The sequence below is a fragment of the Bremerella cremea genome (genome assembly GCF_039541315.1).
GTDB classification, from domain to species: Bacteria; Planctomycetota; Planctomycetia; order Pirellulales; family Pirellulaceae; genus Bremerella; species Bremerella cremea.
The window spans coordinates 2,746,232-2,763,327 of the sequence record NZ_BAABFZ010000003.1 but is presented as its reverse complement, the minus strand read 5'-3'; the positions used below and the strand labels follow the sequence as shown (position 1 = coordinate 2,763,327).

Sequence of the window (17,096 nt, the reverse complement as noted above, 5' to 3'; positions counted from 1 at the left end):
CCCCCTCTCCTACGGCTCGACGCGACGATGTCGACCGAGCCGACATGCCAGGCGACTCGATCGACACTCGGGCGGGAAATGGGGCCGAAAGAGGTCGATATCGTTGCCCGGTACATCGTTTGCAAATGCCACAAAGTGACGATTGGCCCGCGGTTCTCTCACGTGGGCAAGTCATCAGGAAGAGGCACCGAGACGTCCCCTTCAGGTATGAACGGGGGGCTGCAAAACGAAAGTCACGCATGCATCGACGACAATGGCTGTCCCAATTCCTGGGAAGTGGAATTGGGGCTGGGCTCCTGGTTTCTGGCCGTCCGGAATCGGTCTGGTCTGCCGACAATCCTATTCACAACGAGCCCGAAACGCAGAAGGCGATCCATAAGGGAATAGCCTGGATGATCTCGGCCATTCAGCGAGATGGCACGGTGGGCACCGATCGCCTGTATGGACCGGACCTCTCTTGCTCCGCGATCACTGGCTTGATGTTCCTGTCGCAAGGAAGCACACCGTACGGGGGCGAGTACGCCAAGTATGCCCGGCGGGTTCTACATGGCGTGCTCGATCAGATCGAGCATCGTCCACTCGCTGGCACCAAGGTCCGCGAACGAACACTGGTGCAGAGGAAGATCGGAATGAATGCCGACGTCTTCTTTGCGACGCTGTTCCTTAGCGAGGTCTACTTCGAGGCGAACGAAGAGATCGACGTGATCCATACAGCCCTCGCCAAGCTAGTCGACCACATTGGTCGCAGCCAGCTGAAAGATGGCACGTGGGGCACGGAGAGCTGGGCACCGATCCTGGGAACGGTTCTTGGCTGGGAAAGCCTCCGTTCGGCAAGCTCGGCCGGCTTTCCGATTCGCGCCTCCGCCGAGCGGGTCGGCGAGTCGCTAATCAAAGATCTTCGCAAACGGCCGAAAGAAGAGGATGGCTGGATGCATCACTTCTACAAAGAAGCCTCGAGCCTGCGGGTGCTTTACTCGATGGGTTATCGCGACGATCGTCACTTCCTGTCGTCCGCCGACAAGTTGTTGAAGCTGATCACGACCGATCGTCGGGCGTTTCAGTATGCCGGCGGCGAAGAATACCTGTCGTTCTACCTCGTCACGCAGTGCATGCTGACGGAACTTCAGCCGAGTTGGAAGCAGTGGTCCCCAACGGTTCGCAAGGAACTTCTGCGAACACAAAACGCCGATGGCAGTTGGACCGGGCATCATTGCATCACCGACCGAACCTTCTGCACGGCGGCCGCCCTGCTGACCCTGCAAAGCACGAACCACCAGCTTTCGATCTCTGACCTATGATCGCCCGTCGTCGCTTCGTGGGCGGGCTGCTAAGTTCGCTGCTACTTCCCGCCGTACGGCTGCATTCCGCACCGACAGAAACCACCATCAAGGCTGCCCGATCGCAAGGTCTGGCCTGGCTGCTTTCGCAACAAGCCGGCAGTGGCGGCTGGCACTCGCAGACCTATGGAAACTTACGCGAAGGGATCGGGCTGACATCTCTCGTCCTGAAGGCACTCGCATCCACCAGGTCAAACGTCCCGGACGATGCGTGGCAAGCGGCCCTTGCCACAGGCCAGCGCGGCGTGAACTTTCTGACGCGTCGCCAAGATTTGCATGGCTTGGTCTGCGGCCCCAACGGAGAAACCGATCAGCCGATCTATGCCACGGCACTGCTTCTTCAAGCCGCGGCGATCGTACCGGAGTGGGAGCTTTCGGAGTCACTGCGTGAGAAGCTTCTGGCAGCTTTGCGGGAGGCCCAGTTTGGCCCAGCCGCTGGCTGTCAGCCGAAGGACGAAGAGTTCGGTGGCTGGGGTCCCTTGCCGCCGGAACAATCGGCCCGTCTGCCAGGCGACAGCGCGAATATCGCGGTGACCGCTCACGTGTTGTCGGTGCTGAGGCAATACGATGCCTTGCCAGAAGAGACCAACGCTAGGGCGCGCACGTTTATCAATCGTTGCCGAGGCCGCGACGGATTTGGGTTCGTGCCGGTAGCAGATTCCCCACTCAACAAAGCAGGCATGGTGAAGTCCGACGGCGAGCCAGACGTCGCGGCGGGTTACCCTTCGGCCACATGCGATGGCTGGCTGGCGATGCAGGCCACTGGGCTTTATTCGTCAACTGAACTTCACCAGGTGCTCGAGCAGTACCTGGCGATGCCACTTCCCTCGGTGGCGGAAGATCTTCCGGAAAGAGCATCGCGGGCCGGGCAGCAATTAGCTGGTCTGTGGTTCTACCACGCGGCAAGAGCAAGCGAAGTTGCGACAAGAATATCGCTCCCGAAGCTTTCGCAGAAGCGGGAAGAACTTCGAGGGCAGCTTCTAACGAAGCAGCAGGACGAGGGTTCCTGGAAGAATGCAATCGCGACGATGCGAGAAGATGATCCTTTGGTGGCGACGTCTATGGCGATGATCGCACTTCAAGAGATGATGCCGCCGGAGAAGGTGAGCCCTTAGGTGGTCGGGTCGTGGCGGCGTCGAGCAAGAGAGGCCTGGCGAAAGCCATCTTCGAGAAGCAATGTCAGCATACCGATCGCGACACATACGGGTACGACGAAGGCCCAACTGATGCCGGAGAGCCAGGTCAATGCGACCCCGGACAGTGCTACACATACGACGCGTACCGCTACCCACCAGGCAACGGCCAGAAACGATACGCTGGCAACGAACTTCGAAATTAAGCGTTTCATCACAGGCAGTCTCGTAGAGAGAACTTCAACCAACTGCCCCAGCTCAAATATAGTCCGCAATCGCCCTGGAAGCTGAAGTTCCGATTATTCCACCACCGGCGACTCGCCAGCGATGCTTCCCATCGCTCCCCACACGCCATAAGGGCTTACGCCTGGCATATCCGTCACAATCGGCCCCTGCGAGAGGTTGCCGGTATCGATGTCGTCGTTCACCGCATTGCTCGATCCATCGGCCATCAAGAGATAGCTTATCCCTCCATGAACACTGCCGACGGTATACAGCCCATCGACGGCCGCGTTCCCTTCGACGGCACAGCTTACTTTGTTGGGTGCCAGAATCGTATTGACCATCGCCGGTCCCGCCGCACCATCAGCCCAGCGATAGCCACGCGTCTGAGGGTGATCCGACCAGGGCCGATCTTGCGGCAACTGATCGCAGAGGATCGGACTGGCGAGAAACTCGGCTGGATGATCGACGGTGATCTTGCCGACCTGTGCCTCCGCTAACATCACCGTCGCGGCGGTTCCATCGCGGAAGTCTGTAAACCGGGTCGTTCTTCCGGGAGCGAACGCCCCGCGTGGCGGCTGACCTTGGCCATAGATATCGGTCGTATCGCCAACGGAAAACATGTAGTTGACCACCACGCGGTCCTCATCGTCGGATCGCCTCAAGCCAATCTCGGAAGGACACTGCAGCAGGTCGAGTTGCGTTTGCCAGGGCGGGTAGTCTTCGTTCCAAGGCTCTGGTCCCCAAGCTGGATACTCGGAACCGCCGATCTCCATCGGCTGGGCAATTTGCTGATAGAAGGCCTCTTGCTCGACAAACGGCAGCAGCGCCACCATTCCGCTGATTCGCCGCTGGTTATCTTCGGTTCCAAAGCAGCAATCGGGCAGATGGCCATGTGTCATGTGATAGTTGTGCAGGGCGAGTCCCAGTTCCTTCAGATTGTTTTGGCACTGCATCCGGCGCGCCCCTTCCCGCGACTGGCGGACCGCAGGCAGCATCAAGGCAAACAAGACGGCAATGATCGCCACGACCACCAGCAACTCTACCCAAGTGAAACCGGAGGGAGAGCGCCTTCGCAGTTGAGCTCGATTAGTAGTCTGCATTTTCTAATTCCTCTTCTCCGGCAACGGTGCCCAGGGCTCCCCAGACACCGTACGGATTGCGATTTCGACTCGCCCCGTCCGACTTCTGTTTGGCATTGATGTTCTCTGCAATGAACCGGCACGAACCATCCGCGAATAGAACCTGCGATCCTCCGACATGGTAACTGCCGGCCGAATAGATCCCGTCGACTCCGTCGCTACCGCCGACGGCGCAGCTAGGTGCATTGGGGGGCAAGAGGGTGTTGAACATCGGCATCCCAGCAATGCCGTCTTCCCACAGCCAGCCCCGTCCCTGGGGATGCAACGCGACCTTCGGTAAATAGTACGGTGTCTTGGAATCGCGTGTTTGCCAACAGAGTCTTGGATCGTTCAACATGGCCCTGGGTTGATCGATCGCGATCTGCCCTTGAAGGGCCAGTCCGCGTGGGATGGCGACTTCTCCCATCACGATCGTATTGGACGTGCCATCCGTAAACTCTGAAAACTTTCGAGCGAGGCTGCCACCAAAGGCTCCTGTTGCCTGGGAAGGCTCTGGCAGAATCTGAACCGAGTCACCGATACAAAACGCATAGCTCGTGGGATTGCCTCTATGCACAAATCGACTTGCGGTGGGGCAACGCAGTTGCTCGACCTTTAAGTTGTGCCAAGACAACTGGAATCGATCCTCCTGCTTTTGCATTTCCATGACCTGCTCATAGAGATTCGCTTGCTCCAGGTAAGGCAACAAGAGAACCAGCCCACTCATCCGCTCGAAGTTCCCTTCTTCGAGCGTGCGGTCGATCGAGTGCCCCATGATCGCCGGCGGAAAGGTTCTGTACATGTCGTGATAGTTGTGCAGCGCGAGCCCTAGCTGCTTCAGGTGACTAACGCATCTCATTCTATAGCTGGCTTCTCGAGGATGACTTAATCCTGGCATCAGAAGGGCGAAGAGCAGCAGCAAAATAACGATCACCGCCAAGACTTCGACCCACGAGTAACCCGATCGGGAACGACCAGGGAAGCATGTTCTTGGTGCATTAGTAATCATCGTCGATCTCCTCGTTCCCGTTGGCCGTACCAAGGGCACCCCACACGCCGTAAGGACTCGCCCGTCGCTCAACCTCTGCGGCAGCCTTGTCCAGCTTGAGCGGTGCTGCCCCAAGGTCTCCGCAATCGATCCGTTCCGAAATCATTTGGACCGAAGCATCCCCGAGCAGCACCTGACATCCTCCAGGGTGATGACTTCCCGCCGAGTAAATGCCGTCTACTGCTTCTATTCCACCGACGGCGCAACTGGGACTGTTCGGAGGCAAGATCGTATTCACCAGCCCAGGTCCCGCCGCACCATCGGCCCAGTTGTATCCGCGGCCATAGGTATGTAGCGAGACGTCATTGCGGTAATAGCGATTGCTCGCATCGACCAGCTGCTGACAGATGCCAACGTCGTCCAAGACATTGCGAGGGAGATTCACCGCGATCTGACCGATCGTGCGGCGACCGTCGGGCGGCCTGATCTCCGACATGAAAATTGTTTGCGAGAGACCATCGCCGATCTCATCAAAACGCGTGCTAAGACCTGGTGCAAAGGCACCTCGGGCTTGTGGCAGGTGGTGGATATCGCTGGCGACATCGCCAATGCAAAACGCGTAACTTGTCCAGCGATAGTCACGATCGACTACGGTATCGCCTGCTGCCGGACAACGAAACAACTGCACCTCGGCCTGCCAAGGTGCATAATTCAAGTCCCACGGTGCGGGACCTCCGGGAGGCTCGCCTTGCATGATTTGATCGAAGAGCCTGGTCTCTTCCAGATAGGGTAGCAAGGCAACGAGACCGTTCAGGCGATTCTCGTTGCCGCCGGCTCCCGTCCCTCCGACCGCCTGTGGAAGCACACCGTGGGCATCGTGATAGATGTGCATCGCCAGTCCCAATTGCTTGAGATGCATTTGACACGCCATGCGTCTTGTAGTCGGTCGACCTCCGGTTCTACCGAAGGGAAGCAAGCAGAAGGAGAGGGCCATGATGATAAACATCACGGCGAACAACTCTTTGATTGTGAATCCGTGCGAATCGTTTCTCATGTCGATCCCTCGGCGGCTGTCGGTTCCGACACCAGGCGCGAGGCCTTGCGATACCTTCGTAGTTCAAAGAGCGCCAACGGAATAACCCAGCTCAGCCAGGCATTGATTTGATAGCCGACAATCGTTTCGGTGTCGGTCACAATCGTCAGCCCTGCCACAATTCGAAAGAGCAACGGAGCGATCAACAAAATAAAGCAGTACGTCGCCCAGCGCTGATGCGATGCGAAGTCTCTTCGCATCGCGTAGCGGGCAGCGACTACGATGGTGACGCCAGTGGCAACTGCTTGGGTCGCGAAACCCCAACCGGCAAGTGGTCCGGAGAAGGACCAGATCGACATGACAATGCCACTGGGAACGACCAGCCCCAAGACCAAACCCAATTGCACTTTGCCGAGCCGGCGATGGAGCGTCGCGTGCGTTCGCCACTTGCCGCTCAGCATCAGATAGGTGGCGATCAGTAGGGCGATCGGCGAGGCGATGATGTGGGTATAGAAGGCAGGCGGATAGGCTCCCTGAAAGGTTGCTTCTCGCCCTAGCAGAAACACCGCCTCGAAGTTCGGCGGGAAATAGTTTCGATACTCGGTGACCATCGAAACCAACACCTTCGCCATCAAAACCGCCACGGCGATCATCGCGACGGTTTTCAGTTTGGCAAATCGGCTTTGACGTGTGTGCGACTTCACAACCAGGCGGCCGAGTACCGCATCCCTGAGAATCTTCTGGATAAGATCGAAGACGAGCAGGGGTATGGCCGGCGACCTTGGCGGCTTCACACCCCACTACAGAGCGTAACCCAGGTCGCCGAAGAAGTCGACTACTTTGAGATTCAATTAGTCGATTGGTGCCCCATAGATCTGCTTGCACAGCTCTTTGGTCAGCAGGTTGGCCGCACCTTCGCCACTGGGCGTGTTCTGCAGATTGGTCAGCACAATCAAGGTTATTCCGGTCTGTGGATCGAATCCCATGAACGACTGATACCCTGGCAGCGAACCATCGTGCCCCAGCAGCGGACCGAACTTGGCGATCCCCAGGCCATAGGCGGTCGCTTCCGGCTGCATCGGGTTGTTCGGCTTGAAGCTGTCGAGGCGAATGTTTTGCCAGGCTTCGTCCAGCAGGCCGCCAGCCACCATCGCTTCGACATAGGTGGCCAGGTCTTCCGCCGTCGAAACAGCTCCACCCGCAGCCCAGGCCCACGAAGGATTTCCATCGGTCACGTCGGTCGGCAGCAGCTTGCCTTCGATTGCCAGCTTCTGTTGATCTTTCGGCAAGGCGAGATCGTCCAGCGTCGATTCGTTGGTCCCGAACAGGTAGCCACGAGCATACGGCGACGGCATCTTCCAATCGGTTGCCGTTGGCATCGACGTATGCTTCATGGCAAGCGGCGTGAAGATTCGCTGCTGGAAAGCTTCTTCCAGCGACTTACCCGTCAGGCGTTCGATAATCACCCCGAGCATGATGTAGTTGGTGTTCGAGTAGTTGAACTCGGCCCCTGGCTTGAAGAGGGGCTTCTGTTCGATCCCAAGTTGAATCAGCTCTGCCGTGGTGTAACCTTTCAGCGGCTGCTGATCGAGTTGACGATTCACCGACTTCAGGTCGCTGTAGGTTGGGATTCCACTTCGCATCGCAAGCAAATCGGCGATGGTGATCTGATCGCCTTGCGGGACATTGTCGAAGAACTTCGAGACCGTGTCGGTCAGCTTCAACTTGCCTTCTTGAATCAGTTGCAGCACCACCGTGCCAGTCATCGTTTTGGTGTTCGATCCGATGCGAAACGCCATGTCGGTCGTCACTGGCTGACCGGTCTTCAGGTCGGCGACGCCGAACGCCTGAAGCCATTGGTCAGTCCCTTTGCGAATCAGCACGACCGCCCCAGGGATCGCGTTCTCTTGCATCAACTTTTCGACGGTAGCCGCCATCTTCTCGCGATCGCCAATCCCCTCGGCGGAACTAATTCCCGATGCGGATACAGCGACCAGCAAGGCCAGGGCAGCAGAGGTAAGGCGTTTGGAAATCATCACTTGGCTTCTTCCTAAAGCAGGGTTGTTGTGTGGTTGTTACCCGAAATATAGGTCATGCACTCCGCCTGCCAATGCTACCGCTCACATCGCGCAAAGGTCCTGAACGAATCAAATCTCAGGAATATGGGCATTGCGATGGCGGCATTTTCGGAATGCCGATAGGCTACGCCGGTGGACCCGATCCCCCGATTTCAGGAGACCTCCCATGCCTTCCATCGTTTCTCGATACGTAGCGCTGCTGGCGATTCTGCTTGGTGCCCCAAATTTTGTCTTCGCTGGGGAAGAGCAATCGTCTGCTTCGATGAAAGTCGCGTTCGAACTGGGCCATTCAGGACAGAAGAACCAAGAGCTGCTGAAGCGGATTCGTAGCGAGGAAACCAAGATTCAATTCATCGATACGCCGCTGGAAGAGGTCGTGCAGTACCTGAAGCAGCTTCATCACACGGAAGTTCAGATCGACCAACATGCCTTGGCGCAAGCCGAGCTGAAAATCGACCTGCCGATCACCTTGAACGTGGAAGGGGTCGACCTGGAAGATGGCCTGAATGTTCTGTGTGCCCGAAACAAGCTGGGCTGGTATATCGAGAACGAGATGATCTTCATCACCTCGGCCCAGGCCGAAGCATCCCACATGACCGTTCGGGTCTATGCGAACCCAGACGGAATCTTGGATGAAGACGAATTGACGCTGGCGATCACCGGCACCATTCAACCCGATAGCTGGTCGGACTCGCGGCAGGGAGGTAGCATCCGTGCTGTTCCCTCTGGCAACTTCATCCTGGTGCGCCAAAACCGCCTAGCTCACGAGCAGATCGAATCGTTGATCCGACTGCTGAGTGGGATCGAAGACTAGAGCGTCCCACGTTGGGTGCCATGCCCGTGATTGGCATCGGGCATGGCATGATTGCATCAATTGCCTGCGACTGGCTTAGTGCCCGATCATCTGCTTGTCGGCATCTGGCTTGTCATGGATGGCGAAGCGATTGACCATGTGGGCGGAAGCTTCGTTCAGCCCGATCAACTCGACTTCAACTTCCTGCTGGCGATACTTCACGATCACGCGGTCGAGCGCACCAATCGCGGTGATATCCCAGAAGTGAGCATCGGTCACGTCGATGTTCACTTTCTTCAGCTTCTCTTGATAGTCGAACGACTGGATAAAGCGGTCCGCCGAAGCGAAGAATACCTGACCAGTCACGCTGTAAGTCTTGCCGTCTGCTTCTTCATGCGGCACACCTTCGACCACCAAAATCTGACCGACCTTGTGGGCAAAGAAGAAGCCGGATAACAGCACGCCCACCAGCACCCCTTGGGCCAGGTCGTGCGTCAGGACCACCACCAGCACCGTGCTGACCATCACCGCGCTGGAGCTCTTCGGGTGCAGCACCAGGTTCTTGAGCGACTCCCATTTGAAGGTGCCGATCGAGACCATGATCATCACCGAAACGAGTGCGGCCATCGGGATCATCGAAACGTATTTGCCGAGGAACACGATCAAGATCAGCAGGAACACGCCAGCACAGAGTGTCGACAATCGGCCTCGACCGCCCGACTTCACATTGATGACCGACTGGCCAATCATGGCACAGCCCGCCATACCACCGAGGAAACCAGCGACAATGTTCGAGCAGCCTTGGCCGACACACTCTTGGTTCTTGTTGCTCTGCGTGTCGGTCATCTCGTCGACGATCGAAGCGGTCATCAACGATTCCAGCAAACCGACCACGGCCAGGGTGACCGAAACCGGGAAGATGATCTGCAGCGTTTCAAACGTCCAAGGAATCTCGGGGATCATAAAGATCGGTAAGCTGTCCGGCAGGTGCCCCATGTCGCCAACGGTTCGGATCTGAAAACCGAACGCCACCGAAATGGCCGTCAGCACGCTGATGGCAATCAAAGGGGAGGGAACCGCTTTGGTCAGGTAAGGGAACAGGTAGATGATCGCCAGACCGCCAGCCACCATCGGATAGACCACCCACGGCACGTTGATCAGTTCCGGCAACTGAGCCATGAAGATCAAGATGGCCAACGCATTCACAAAGCCGGTGATCACCGACTTCGAGACGAATCGCATCAGAACGCCAAGCTGGAAATAACCGGCAGCGATCTGCAGGATGCCGGTCAGGATCGAGGCGGCCAGCAGGTACTGCAGGCCATGCTCTTTCACCAGCGTGACCATCACCAGGGCCATCGCCCCGGTTGCCGCCGAGATCATGCCAGGTCGACCGCCGACAATGGCTGAGATCGTCGCGATACAAAACGAAGCATATAGCCCGACCTTCGGATCAACACCAGCGATGATCGAAAAGGCGATCGCTTCGGGAATCAGGGCCAGGGCCACGACCAGGCCGGCCAGCAGGTCTTTCGGTACGTTGGCGAACCATTGGTTGCGCAGGGTATCGATTGGTTTCATCGTGGGAAATTTCCAGCAAGGCAGAGGGTGGGACTTCGCCGAAATAGCTCCGGCTCTGGTGCCGCTAAACAGGTAAAAACAAAGTGCAGTACAGCGGATTCAAGAATGCTCACACACAGCCTTGTGGGGCAGCCGTTCACCTAAACGGGCTCACGAAGGGGGCGAACTTCACGCTGAGAGAATTACACTACACCGGTCAAACTACCATTACGGGGCACATTAGTGGATCGTATGGCAGCGATTGTACCACAAGCCATTTCGGCCCGATAGTTCTAAAATCGGCCAAATGGATTCGAGATCGTCCCTGCAGAGTGCCTGGCCGCCGCGTAACAGCCAGCAGGGACATAAGTTAAATCAGGTTTGCTTAGTGCTGCGAATTGATCGTCGAGGCCTGACCACAGGCGACCGGTTCGCCTTGGCGAATGTAGCCCCACTCGCCCACCCCATCGGTTTCAAAGCGAACGAACATGTCGTCGAGCCGATGCGAATGAATGCGGAGCGATCGGGAATCTTCCGACAGTTCGACCTGACTTTCGCCCAGGTCGCGACGATCGAGCAGTTCGACCACGTTGGGATCTTCCAACAACTCGGCATCGTCCGGGACAATCGAGAACATGCAGTCCCCTTCGATATCCCCAGGCGGAATGGCACACAGAATGAACCCGATGTGTTGGGCACCATCGAGTGTTTGTAGAACAATGGCTTTCATGGCAGGCTGGTTGAGCTTGAGAAGAGGGCCCCTGAGTCTTTTCCTTGGGACGATTCTAATTCAAACCTTGCCAACCGCGCACTCGATTTTTCTATAATTGCGCGGACTCCCTTCTCACCCATCCACGGATGCACATGACTTTCGATCAACTAACGATCCGCCCCAAACTGGAACAGCATGTCGACCGCCTGGCAGGCCAGATCGGTCCACGAATCCTTGCCAAGCCAGAGACCATCGCGGCCACCCTCGAATACATCCAGTCGCAGTGGCAAGAGATGGGGCACGAAGTTCGCGAAGAACCTTACGAGTCGGTCGACGGCCCGGCGATGAACCTGGTGGTCGAGATCGCCGGAAGCGAGCCCTCGCAAGAGATTGTGGTCTTGGGGGCACATTACGATACGGTCGCCACCACCCCCGGTGCAGACGACAATGCCTCGGCGGTGGCGGTCTTGTTGGAAGTGAGTCGTCTGCTGAAAGAACATACGCCGCGCAAGACGTTTCGCTTTGTGGCGTTTGCCTGTGAAGAAGCTCCTTACATGAGCCTCGACTCAATGGGTAGTCAGTACCACGCTCGCGAAGCGAAGAAACGCAACGAGAAGATCGTGATGCTATGCCTGGAGATGGTGGGCTACTTCCGCGAAGAGCCGAACTCGCAGCAAGTGCCGGTCACGATTCCGAAGTTTCTGCATGGTCTGTTCCCGAAGCGAGGCAACTTCCTGGCAGCGGTTGGCAATCTGAATTCGATGCAGCTCTCGTGGGCGTTTCGGCGCGGTTTCAAACGTGGCACCACGCAGCGACTATTTTCGATTTGCTTGCCGGAGAAAATCAAAGAGATTCGCCGTAGCGACAACAGTTCGTTCTGGGACCAAGGCTACCCGGCGCTGATGCTGACCGACACCAGTTTCCTACGGAATCCGAACTATCACCAACCTACCGATACGCCTGACACGCTCGACTTCGAGGCGATGACGCACGTCGCCCAGGGAGTGGCGAGTGCAATGAAGCATCTGGGGCGTTAGATAGAACCGCTAAGCAATGCGGCGTGAGACATCTTCGACCGTAGCCAACCAAAGCGAAAGCTGATTTCCTTCAGCCCAAAGCTGCTTCAGTTCGGAGTCGTCCGATACCACTCTCTCGAGCGCGACTTGAGCAACCGGCACCAGCGAGTCGGTTGCCAGGTGGGAATGTGATTGAGCCCAACTGGCCAAGGCATCGATTGAAGCTTCGTGCAGACCTGGGCGACCTCGCAAGTGTGCGAGTGCTTCGCATGCGGCCAACATTTGCGAGCCGTCGCTGGCATTGATGGTCTCCCCTGCGGGAGCATGGGCAACTCGCGACAGCGATTCTTCAATCAACGCGAGATCGTCGCTGCGCAGCAACCGATCCTGCCAATCACAGGCCGCGTCATTATCAAAGATTTCGTGTCCCCAAGCGCCCATCGAAGCTGCGTCTCCATACGAGATTGAAAGTCTTGCGGACCAAAATACGATTTTGCGTCCAACTACTCAATGCGGGTAAGAAGTTCAACAAAACAGATTCGCCATTCACAAAGACTTTGCAAACAGTTCGGACAGTTTTTAATAGCTATTCTTCGATGGGGGGCGAGGCTATCTACGGAATATCCCAAACAGCCCATTAGTGGTAAATCGTTGGATTTATCGATCACCGACCGACTGACTCCAGTCAGGACCATCGGCCATGACACTGTCATTAATCTCCAACATCTTTGACTTTAATTGCGCAACCAGTTGAGGCTTTTCAGACGCCAGGTTGTGCTTTTGTTGCGGATCAACGGAAAGGTCGTAGAGCTGGAAGTTTTTGTATGTCCCTGCTTTTATTCGAGGAATCCAGGCTTCCTGAAACATGTTGTCACTACTCATTTCGTAGTCCCGCTCAGCGACCAGGCTGTAGTTGCCGTCCCGCATCGCCACGATCGGACGCGACCGCTGAAGATGCCAGAACAACGGTTGATGCCGAGTGAACTCGCCGTGCCCACGCACCAGTAATGGGGCCAGGTCGCTACCATCCAAGTGGCGACCCTCTGGCGGGGTAATCGCAAGCAAGCCGCAAATCGTCGGAAAAATATCAATGATTCCTGCCGGAATATTTCCTGAGATTTCTTTTCCTGACTCGATGTTGCCCGGCCAGTAGAAGATTCCAGGAACACGAATTCCACCTTCCCAATTCACTCCCTTCTTGCCGCGCAGGCCGCCGGTTCGATCGTCGCGATAGCTGCCGTTGTCCGAGGCGTAGATGATCAACGTGTTCTCTGGCTTGTCGATCTCGTGCAGTTTCTTCACCAGGCGAGCGATCGCTCGGTCGGTGTTGTCGATCGTGCCGGAGTAGATCGCTCCCTTGTCTTTTAATTCGCCGTAGTCCGAAACGATTTCGTCCGGCGCGGCAATCGGTGCGTGCGGTTCATGGAACCAGACGTTCAAGAAGAAGGGCTTCTTCGCATCGCGCCTGGTTTCCAGCCAATCGATCGCCTCGTCGACGACGATCTGGCACGAGTACCCTTCAAGCTCGCCCAGCGGTTTGCCATTGCGGATGAAGTTGTTCGGGTTGCGATGACTTGGAATCGCGTTCTTCACCGTCGCAAACCAATAGTCGAATCCATGTTCGTCAGGCGTCGGCTTATCGAGCTTTGGGGTTGGCATCCCCAGGTGCCACTTACCGATGTGCGCGGTCGCGTACCCTTCGTTCTTGAGAAGCTCGGCCAAGGTGTTTTCGCGGAGCAGCAGATGCGAACGCTGCGGACCATCTTCGATCCAACTGTAAACGCCGGCACGAATGTGATGGCGACCTGTTAACAAGGTGGCCCGCGTCGGCGAACAAACCGCACATCCGGCATAAAAGTCATGGAATCGCGTTCCACCAGCTGCCAGGGCATCGATCGCAGGCGTTTTGACCGGGCCGCCGTAGCATCCCACGTCCTGGTATCCCAGGTCATCCGCTAACAGCATCACGATATTGGGGCGGTCGGCTGCCTGGGTCACGCCGGCCAGCAGGGCGATCACGAGCGCAATGATGGGTGAAACGCATTTCATTTCGTAACCTTTGGACGATTGGGGCTATAGGTAAGGTGAGGTACTTGCCTGATCCGTACGCTTCGCAGCTATCCACTCGAAGTAGGTAGACTCTAGCCTCCTCGCCAACTATGTTGAAGCGAACGCTGAGGGAAGTCAAAAGGATTTGCCATTCGCTTTGACTTCCGGCAGTACCCACCCCATACCCCACCCATTCCAGACCTCCCCTGGTTTTCCCATCTGTGCCTTATCAGGAACATGCTATGCCGTCTGCCTTGCTGACGAAGCCCATGGTACGCACCCTCATGGTGTTGGGCCTTTTGACTGCCACCTGCCATCAACTGCCAGCCGAAGAGACTTCTTTCGATCCCTCGCGTTTGGAAGTCACCACGCTCGCCACGCAATTGAAGCAGCCTATGGAACTGGCCGTCGCTCCGGACGGTCGGATCTTCTATATCGAAATCAAAGGCCAATTGAAGGTCTACGATCCGGTGTCGCGACAAACGTCACTGGTCGGCGAAGTGGAAGTCACCACCGCGCAAGAGAACGGTCTGATCGGGCTCGCACTCGATCCGAACTTTGCCGAGAACAACTGGCTCTACCTGCAGTACTCGCCACCAGATTTTTCCGGTCAGCATGTCAGCCGCTTCACCGTCGTTGACGGCAAGCTTGACATGGCCAGCGAAAAGTTGCTGCTGAAGTACGAAGAACAACGTCTGCAATGTTGCCACCACGCCGGCTCGCTCGAGTTCGGTCCGGATGGGTGCCTGTTCATTGGTACCGGGGACAACACGCACCCTCACGGCGACTCGCATGGCTACGCCCCGATCGACGAGCGCGAAGAGAAGTTCCCATGGGATGCTCAGAAGTCGGCCAGCAATACCAAGAGCTACAACGGCAAGGTGCTTCGTATCCGTCCGATGGCCGACGGCACATACGAGATCCCCGATGGCAACTTGTTCCCGAAAGATGGTTCGCAAGGCCATCCTGAAATCTATGTGATGGGCTGCCGCAATCCATGGCGAATCAGTGTCGATCAGAAGACCGGATATCTGTACTGGGGTGAGGTCGGTCCCGATGCCGGCAACGATGGCCCGCGTGGACCACGTGGTTATGACGAAGTGAATCAGGCCCGCAAGGCAGGCAACTTCGGTTGGCCTTACTTCATCGCCGACAATCAGCCTTACCACGACGTCGACTTCACCACCGAAAAAATCGGTGCCAAGTTCGACCCGGCTCATCCTGTGAACGAATCGCCGAACAACACCGGCATTCGTGAACTTCCGCCGGCCACCGAAGCGTTCATCTACTATCCTGGCTCCGCCTTCGAGAAGTTCCCGGAAGTTGGTTCCGGCGGCCGCACGGCGTGCGCTGGTCCTTCGTACGACTTCGATCCAGCGAACCCCAGCCAGACGAAGTTCCCGCCGCATTACAGCCGCTGCGTGTTCATCTATGAATGGACCCGGCACTGGATTCTGGCGGTTCATCTGACCGAAGACTCGGACATCGCGAAGATCGAACCATTCATGCCGGATCACAAGTTCACGCGTCCGATCGACATGCAATTTGGCCCCGATGGTGCTTTGTATGTCGTCGAATATGGTGAAACCTGGGGCGTTAACGACGACGCCAAGTTGGTTCGAGTCGACTATGTTCGCGGCAACCGACCGCCTGCTGCCATCGCCGCTGCCGAGAACAACACCGGCAAAGAGCCCTTGAAGGTCAAGCTTTCCAGCGAAGGAACGCTCGACAAAGATGGCGACGCGTTGAGCTATGACTGGTACCAGTATCGCGCCGGCGAACAGAACCCGAAGCCCGTTCTGATCTCGAAGGAAGCCAACCCGGAAATCGACTTCACCGAGCCAGGCGTCTTCAACGTCGAGTTGAAAGTGACCGATCCATCCGGCGCGGAAGCGGTCGCTTCGGTCCCGGTGATTGTCGGCAATGCTCGGCCGCAGGTTTCGTTTGTCTCGCCGGTCGATGGCGAATTCTTCGATTCAATCGCGGCGATTCGCTACGAACTGAAGGTCAACGACATCGAAGATGGCACCTCCGATTTTGAGGAAGCGGACGAGACAGGTGCCGACGAGATCGACCTGGAAGCCCCTCGTCGTACGGCGCTGAATTTGAGCCTGGGAACCGGCAGCATTCCACGCGGTCCTGGCGGAGCGATCGACGACAACGATCCGATCGGGCTTCGCTTGATGAAGAAGAGCGACTGCTTCAACTGCCACGCAGTCGACAGCCTGCGAGTCGGTCCTCCATTTTTGAAAGTCGCCGAAAAGTACCGTGGCAACGCGGAAGCTTTGGAAGCCTCGGTCAAACGCGTTCGCGAAGGATCGGCGGGCGTCTGGGGCAAAGTCCCGATGCTGCCTCACTCGCAGCACTCGGTTGAAGAGATTCGCGACATGGTGAGTTGGGTCTACACGCTTGAGAAAGACAACGCCGTCAAAGTGTTCGACGGGTTTGTCGGCAATATCGAACTGACGCCAGCAGAAGTCGAAAAGGCAGGCTACGTTCAACTCGAAGCAAGCTACCGTGATCTCGGCAACGGCGAGATTCCACCACTGGTGGGTACCGCCAAGATCTATCTCCGACAGCGCAAGGTCGAAGCGGAAGATGCCGATGAAGTGCATGGTCCACGAGTCCTGGGTGGACACACCGCATCCGGCGGCAAGTTCCTCGGATCGATCGATCACGACACCTACGCTCGTTTCGATCAGATTCCGATGGACCATGTCGGCGGGCTGACGTTCCGCGTCACCTCGGCAGGCTCTGGCGGTCGGATCGAAGCACGTCTCGACGCGCTGGATGGCCCGGTCATTGGTTCGGCCAATGTCGAAGTGAATGGCAGCTGGGATGCCTTCCACGACGTCACGTCGAAGCTTGAACCGCAGAGCGGACGTCACGATATCTTCGTCGTGTTTGTCAATGAAAAACGCCGCGGAGGCCTGATGAACCTCGACAGCGTTACTTTTGAGCCGGTGACGAACTAACCTCGCTCGAAACCGAACGGCATTCCCCACTTTTGGGGAATGCCTAAAAACTCAATACCTACCCTTATGGGTTAGCATC

At 57.0% G+C, this 17,096-nt stretch carries 15 protein-coding genes; 5 read left to right on the top strand and 10 right to left on the bottom strand.

Annotated features, from left to right (window positions below; all coding sequences use genetic code 11):
* The first annotated feature begins 239 nt into the window (after nt 1-239).
* Together ABD890_RS13540 and ABD890_RS13535 are read left to right on the top strand one after the other, a co-directional pair.
* Nucleotides 240-1,298, top strand: a complete 1,059-nt coding sequence (locus tag ABD890_RS13540) for a prenyltransferase/squalene oxidase repeat-containing protein (RefSeq protein ID WP_345090159.1) — start codon at nt 240-242, stop codon at nt 1,296-1,298.
* Nucleotides 1,295-2,452: a prenyltransferase/squalene oxidase repeat-containing protein gene (locus ABD890_RS13535; protein ID WP_345090156.1), complete on the top strand. Its 1,158-nt coding sequence runs from the start codon at nt 1,295-1,297 to the stop codon at nt 2,450-2,452. Before ABD890_RS13540 ends, ABD890_RS13535 begins: the two co-directional genes overlap by 4 nt.
* Here ABD890_RS13535 and ABD890_RS13530 read toward each other — a convergent pair.
* The 6 genes from ABD890_RS13530 to ABD890_RS13505 form a co-directional block, all read right to left on the bottom strand.
* On the bottom strand, nt 2,449-2,685 hold the full coding sequence (locus ABD890_RS13530) for a hypothetical protein (protein ID WP_345090153.1): 237 nt from the start codon (nt 2,683-2,685) through the stop codon (nt 2,449-2,451). The two genes, ABD890_RS13535 and ABD890_RS13530, sit on opposite strands and share 4 nt — an antisense overlap.
* 84 nt (nt 2,686-2,769) lie before the next feature.
* On the bottom strand, nt 2,770-3,795 hold the full coding sequence (locus tag ABD890_RS13525) for a DUF1559 domain-containing protein (RefSeq protein WP_345090150.1): 1,026 nt from the start codon (nt 3,793-3,795) through the stop codon (nt 2,770-2,772).
* Nucleotides 3,782-4,711: a DUF1559 domain-containing protein gene (locus tag ABD890_RS13520; RefSeq protein WP_345090909.1), complete on the bottom strand. Its 930-nt coding sequence runs from the start codon at nt 4,709-4,711 to the stop codon at nt 3,782-3,784. Before ABD890_RS13520 ends, ABD890_RS13525 begins: the two co-directional genes overlap by 14 nt.
* Before the next feature lie 100 nt (nt 4,712-4,811).
* Nucleotides 4,812-5,795 carry a DUF1559 domain-containing protein gene (locus tag ABD890_RS13515; protein ID WP_345090906.1) on the bottom strand — a complete coding sequence of 328 codons (984 nt, stop codon included), beginning with the start codon at nt 5,793-5,795 and terminating at the stop codon, nt 4,812-4,814.
* 56 nt (nt 5,796-5,851) lie between these two features.
* The gene (locus tag ABD890_RS13510) at nt 5,852-6,538 is read right to left on the bottom strand and encodes a DUF2306 domain-containing protein (RefSeq protein WP_345090147.1); all 687 of its coding nucleotides are present in this window, start codon (nt 6,536-6,538) and stop codon (nt 5,852-5,854) included.
* A 147-nt stretch (nt 6,539-6,685) separates the two neighbouring features.
* Nucleotides 6,686-7,870 carry a serine hydrolase domain-containing protein gene (locus ABD890_RS13505; RefSeq protein ID WP_345090144.1) on the bottom strand — a complete coding sequence of 395 codons (1,185 nt, stop codon included), beginning with the start codon at nt 7,868-7,870 and terminating at the stop codon, nt 6,686-6,688.
* 208 nt (nt 7,871-8,078) lie between these two features.
* Here ABD890_RS13505 and ABD890_RS13500 point away from each other — a divergent pair, with 208 nt between their 5' ends.
* Nucleotides 8,079-8,726, top strand: a complete 648-nt coding sequence (locus tag ABD890_RS13500; protein WP_345090142.1) for a hypothetical protein — start codon at nt 8,079-8,081, stop codon at nt 8,724-8,726.
* 75 nt (nt 8,727-8,801) lie between these two features.
* On the opposite strand, the gene ABD890_RS13495 is transcribed toward ABD890_RS13500, so the two are convergent.
* Nucleotides 8,802-10,286, bottom strand: coding sequence for a SulP family inorganic anion transporter (locus ABD890_RS13495; protein ID WP_345090139.1), 1,485 nt, complete (start codon nt 10,284-10,286; stop codon nt 8,802-8,804).
* A 364-nt stretch (nt 10,287-10,650) separates the two neighbouring features.
* A complete protein-coding gene (locus ABD890_RS13490; protein WP_345090136.1) occupies nt 10,651-10,995 on the bottom strand; it encodes a hypothetical protein in 345 nt (114 codons plus the stop codon).
* 134 nt (nt 10,996-11,129) lie between these two features.
* Here ABD890_RS13490 and ABD890_RS13485 point away from each other — a divergent pair, with 134 nt between their 5' ends.
* Nucleotides 11,130-12,014, top strand: a complete 885-nt coding sequence (locus tag ABD890_RS13485) for a M28 family peptidase (RefSeq protein WP_345090133.1) — start codon at nt 11,130-11,132, stop codon at nt 12,012-12,014.
* Nucleotides 12,015-12,023: 9 nt separating this feature from the next.
* On the opposite strand, the gene ABD890_RS13480 is transcribed toward ABD890_RS13485, so the two are convergent.
* Together ABD890_RS13480 and ABD890_RS13475 are read right to left on the bottom strand one after the other, a co-directional pair.
* A complete protein-coding gene (locus ABD890_RS13480; protein WP_345090130.1) occupies nt 12,024-12,434 on the bottom strand; it encodes a DUF4259 domain-containing protein in 411 nt (136 codons plus the stop codon).
* 216 nt (nt 12,435-12,650) lie between these two features.
* On the bottom strand, nt 12,651-14,042 hold the full coding sequence (locus tag ABD890_RS13475; RefSeq protein WP_345090127.1) for a sulfatase family protein: 1,392 nt from the start codon (nt 14,040-14,042) through the stop codon (nt 12,651-12,653).
* Between the two features lie 269 nt (nt 14,043-14,311).
* On the opposite strand from ABD890_RS13475, the gene ABD890_RS13470 reads away from it, so the two are divergent.
* The gene (locus ABD890_RS13470; RefSeq protein WP_345090124.1) at nt 14,312-17,017 is read left to right on the top strand and encodes a PQQ-dependent sugar dehydrogenase; all 2,706 of its coding nucleotides are present in this window, start codon (nt 14,312-14,314) and stop codon (nt 17,015-17,017) included.
* The last annotated feature ends 79 nt before the right edge of the window (nt 17,018-17,096 follow it).

What these genes read in the sequence shown, in the direction of transcription:
- ABD890_RS13515 (WP_345090906.1), bottom strand. Translation starts at nt 5,795, where the DNA reads ATGGCCCTCTCCTTCTGCTTGCTTCCCTTCGGTAGAACCGGAGGTCGA.
- ABD890_RS13520 (WP_345090909.1), bottom strand. Translation starts at nt 4,711, where the DNA reads ATGCCAGGATTAAGTCATCCTCGAGAAGCCAGCTATAGAATGAGATGC.
- ABD890_RS13500 (WP_345090142.1), top strand. Translation starts at nt 8,079, where the DNA reads ATGCCTTCCATCGTTTCTCGATACGTAGCGCTGCTGGCGATTCTGCTT.
- ABD890_RS13485 (WP_345090133.1), top strand. Translation starts at nt 11,130, where the DNA reads ATGACTTTCGATCAACTAACGATCCGCCCCAAACTGGAACAGCATGTC.
- ABD890_RS13490 (WP_345090136.1), bottom strand. Translation starts at nt 10,995, where the DNA reads ATGAAAGCCATTGTTCTACAAACACTCGATGGTGCCCAACACATCGGG.
- ABD890_RS13540 (WP_345090159.1), top strand. Translation starts at nt 240, where the DNA reads ATGCATCGACGACAATGGCTGTCCCAATTCCTGGGAAGTGGAATTGGG.
- ABD890_RS13530 (WP_345090153.1), bottom strand. Translation starts at nt 2,685, where the DNA reads ATGAAACGCTTAATTTCGAAGTTCGTTGCCAGCGTATCGTTTCTGGCC.
- ABD890_RS13505 (WP_345090144.1), bottom strand. Translation starts at nt 7,870, where the DNA reads ATGATTTCCAAACGCCTTACCTCTGCTGCCCTGGCCTTGCTGGTCGCT.
- ABD890_RS13470 (WP_345090124.1), top strand. Translation starts at nt 14,312, where the DNA reads ATGGTACGCACCCTCATGGTGTTGGGCCTTTTGACTGCCACCTGCCAT.
- ABD890_RS13525 (WP_345090150.1), bottom strand. Translation starts at nt 3,795, where the DNA reads ATGCAGACTACTAATCGAGCTCAACTGCGAAGGCGCTCTCCCTCCGGT.
- ABD890_RS13495 (WP_345090139.1), bottom strand. Translation starts at nt 10,286, where the DNA reads ATGAAACCAATCGATACCCTGCGCAACCAATGGTTCGCCAACGTACCG.
- ABD890_RS13535 (WP_345090156.1), top strand. Translation starts at nt 1,295, where the DNA reads ATGATCGCCCGTCGTCGCTTCGTGGGCGGGCTGCTAAGTTCGCTGCTA.
- ABD890_RS13475 (WP_345090127.1), bottom strand. Translation starts at nt 14,042, where the DNA reads ATGAAATGCGTTTCACCCATCATTGCGCTCGTGATCGCCCTGCTGGCC.
- ABD890_RS13480 (WP_345090130.1), bottom strand. Translation starts at nt 12,434, where the DNA reads ATGGGCGCTTGGGGACACGAAATCTTTGATAATGACGCGGCCTGTGAT.